The 3,126-nt window shown below is 62.8% G+C and carries 3 protein-coding genes; all 3 read right to left on the reverse strand.

Annotated features, from left to right (window positions below; all coding sequences use genetic code 11):
* Nucleotides 1–81: 81 nt before the first annotated feature.
* The 3 genes from AC1DWI_RS17770 to AC1DWI_RS17780 all read right to left on the reverse strand — a co-directional run bounded on the left by AC1DWI_RS17770 (nucleotide 82) and on the right by AC1DWI_RS17780 (nucleotide 3,060).
* Nucleotides 82–1,038 carry a sterol desaturase family protein gene (locus tag AC1DWI_RS17770; protein WP_477725337.1) on the reverse strand — a complete coding sequence of 319 codons (957 nt, stop codon included), beginning with the start codon at nucleotides 1,036–1,038 and terminating at the stop codon, nucleotides 82–84.
* Between the two features lie 5 nt (nucleotides 1,039–1,043).
* The gene (locus AC1DWI_RS17775; RefSeq protein WP_477667931.1) at nucleotides 1,044–1,901 is read right to left on the reverse strand and encodes a polysaccharide deacetylase family protein; all 858 of its coding nucleotides are present in this window, start codon (nucleotides 1,899–1,901) and stop codon (nucleotides 1,044–1,046) included.
* A gap of 142 nt (nucleotides 1,902–2,043) precedes the next feature.
* Nucleotides 2,044–3,060 carry a YVTN family beta-propeller repeat protein gene (locus AC1DWI_RS17780; RefSeq protein ID WP_477667932.1) on the reverse strand — a complete coding sequence of 339 codons (1,017 nt, stop codon included), beginning with the start codon at nucleotides 3,058–3,060 and terminating at the stop codon, nucleotides 2,044–2,046.
* Nucleotides 3,061–3,126 lie beyond the last annotated feature (66 nt).

Below are 3,126 nucleotides of genomic sequence, written 5' to 3' on the forward strand. Positions count from 1 at the left end.
CGGCTTTGCCAGACCGCAGGCGGGCGGCCCCCTCGGGGGGGCAGCGCATTACACGAAGTGAAAAGCGTGGGGGCTCATGCTTCAGGCCCGGCCAAACAAGCGCTTGAGGCCCATCCATTGCTGCGACCAGAAACCTTTGCCGTAGTCGCGGTTGGCTTCGACCTGGTCGCGAATGCCCGTCGGGTCATAGCGCTGCTCAAAATTGACCGTGCGGAACAGCATGTCCCACCAAGGGAGCAGCACGCCGAAGTTGTGGCCCCCCAGCGTTTTGGGGCCATGGCTTTCGTGGCCAATGCCGATGCTGTGGTGCAAGCGGTGAAAGCGCGGGCTGATCCACAGGCGCTCGCCCACCYGCCCGAACCACATCCGCACATTGGCATGCTGAAAGCTTTCGCTGAGCTGGGTAAAGGCCACGATGGCGATGAACTGCCCCGGCGCCACGCCGATGAGCTGGGCCACCAGCACGACGATGGAGTCGACCAGGATGTCGTCCAGCAGGTGGTTGCGGTTGTCGCTCCACATCGTCATCTGCCGCTGCGCATGGTGCAGCGAATGCAGGCGCCACCACCACTCGATCTGGTGCTGGCCGCGATGCGTCCAGTACGCCACAAAGTCAAACACCACGAGGTAAATCGCGAAGCTGACGAGGGCGTTGTCCGTCACACCCGGCCAGAGCTGGTCTAAATGAAAAGTGCCGTAGCCGGCCGTGCGCAGCGCGCCAAACGCCTCGTCAAACCACGGGTCCAGCGTGAAAAACAGCGCGATGCGAAACAGGCCCAGCCGGTGGATCAGGGTGTAGAGCACATCGGTGCGTATGGTGGCCCGGTCCAGCACGGGCTCTACCGGCCGCCAGCGCTGCAGCGGGCCGACGATGGCCAGCAAGATCAGCACCTGGATCACGCCCACCATGAACCAGGCAGTGGCGTCGTAGCCGTCTTCCAGCAGGTTGCCCATGCCCAGCGCAAACATGGCCGGCTGCACGGCGGACTCAAACAGCCACTGCTGCGCCATTGAAAAGAGATCGCTGAACCAGTCCATGTGGCTTATTTTGAAGGCCTGGCAGGTGCCGGCGTGGCCTGCGACGCAATCCAGTCTTTGTACTGGGGATGTTCAGCCAGGGTCTTGAAGCAAAAGCCCCGCGACTGCAGGCCGGTGATGAGCGGCTCCAGCACGGCAGGCGCCCAGGGGTCCTTGCGCGACCAGATGCCCAGGTGGGCCAGCAGGATGTCGCCGGAGCGGATGTCGCGCAGCGCCTTCTTCAGCAGGAAATCATTGCCGAACCTCTCGCTGGCGAGCTCATCACCCAGGAAACCGGCGGGCGACCAGCCCACATGCTCAAAGCCGCAGGACTTGGCCGCTGCCAGCAGCGCGGGCGAAGTCTTGCCGCCCGGCGCGCGAAAGAGCGGCAGTGTTTTTTTTCCGGTGATTTCTTCGAGGCGCTTGCTGGACTTGCCGATTTCTTCGCAGTACTGCTTCGCCGTCCAGGTGAAGTCCTTGCCTTCCTGCGGGCCCGCAGAAGGCCGCATCCTGAACTGCACCGGTGTATCGGGTGCGCCGGGTACATCGCCCCGCCAGTAAACGTGGTCCCAGGTGTGCGAGGCAAATTCGTGGCCTTCACCCGCCCGCGCCTTCCACCAGCCAGCCCACTGTGTGCCCAGGCTGCCATCGCCGGTTTGCGTGCGCTCATTGGCGGCAAAAAAGGTGACCTTGACCTTGTGCCTGTTCAGCACGTCAGCCATCAGCGGCGCAACAGCCATGTGGCCAGTGTCCAGCGTCAGGTAAACGGGTTTGCAGGCCGCTTCGGCCGGCTGCGGCGCGTTTTGTGCGGATTTTTGTGCATTGTTTTTGCCTGTAGCCCATACAGGATGAGCGCAAGCAGCTACAAAAACGATAGCAAGCATCGTCTGCAACAGACCAGCCGTAGCGGCGGTCGGCGGGGACTTTTCAAGCAAGCCGGGGCCGCGGAACCGGCTTCGCCGGGCCGCAGGCGCAGCGGCCCCCCCGGGGGGCAGCGACCCACACGAAGTGGGGGAGCGTGGGGGCCTATCTAGCGGCGTGGTCAAGCGTCCAGACGCCATGGGGGCTCTTTCCAACATTGACCTGCCGGACGATCTTGTGGCTTGCCACGTCGATCACCGTGAGCTTGCGTGCCCAGCGCGATGTGACCAGTATCTGCTTGCCGTCGCGGCTCACGTCGATACAGTCAGGGCCGCCCGGCGCGGGGTAGTTGTCTACCACTTCCAGGGTCTGCAGGTCGATCTTGCTGATGCTGTTGGCCACGCGGTTGCTGACCAGCACATGGCGTTTGTCGCCGAAGGCGCGGAACGCGTGCGCTCCGGCACCGGTCTTGATGACCTTGGTGCGCTGCGGTTGCGCTCCGCTCACGTCATACACCTCGACGGCGTCGCCGCCGGTCAGGCCCACCAGCAGGTGCTTGTCGTCGGCTGTGCCATACACGTCGGCCGGTATGGATCCGGTCTTGACGCGCCACTTGATGGACTGGCTGGGCAGGTCGATGGCGATCAGCTCGTCACTGTCCTGCATGGTCGAATAAACCGTGGTGCTTTTGGTGTCTATCCACAGATGGCTCGGTGTCCGGCCGGTGGCCACGCGCCTGGCCAGCGTGATGTCCTTGCCGTCCCACTTGTAGATGTCGATGTGGTTGAGGCGGTTGGCGGCCGTGACAAACCATTTCATGTCGGGAGAAAAGCGCAATTGGTAGGGGTCGATGATGCCGCGCACCGTGCGCTGCACTTCAGCGGTTTTCGGGTCGATGAAGGTGAGCGAGTCCGACAGCGCGTTGGCAACAATCACCGACTTTTCATCGGGCGTGAGGTACAGGTGATGCGGCTGCTTGCCGGTGGCAATGCGTCTGGTTTCCGTCCAGGTGGCCGGGTTGATCACGCTGACACTGTCTTCGAGCGAGTTCAGCACAAAAACAGGCGTTGTGATTCCCGAAAGTGCGGCACCAGCGGCGGCCGTCTGGGCAAAGGCGGTGGAGCATGCCAAACCGGCAAGGGCAAGCAGCCAGGCGGCGGCAAAACGGACGAAAACATTCACAAAAACGGTCTTTCTACGTGCAACCGGCTAGTGTACCGGGCGTCAGCGATGGCAAATGCGTAAAGG

It is taken from the genome of Polaromonas sp. P3_C2, assembly GCF_056402675.1.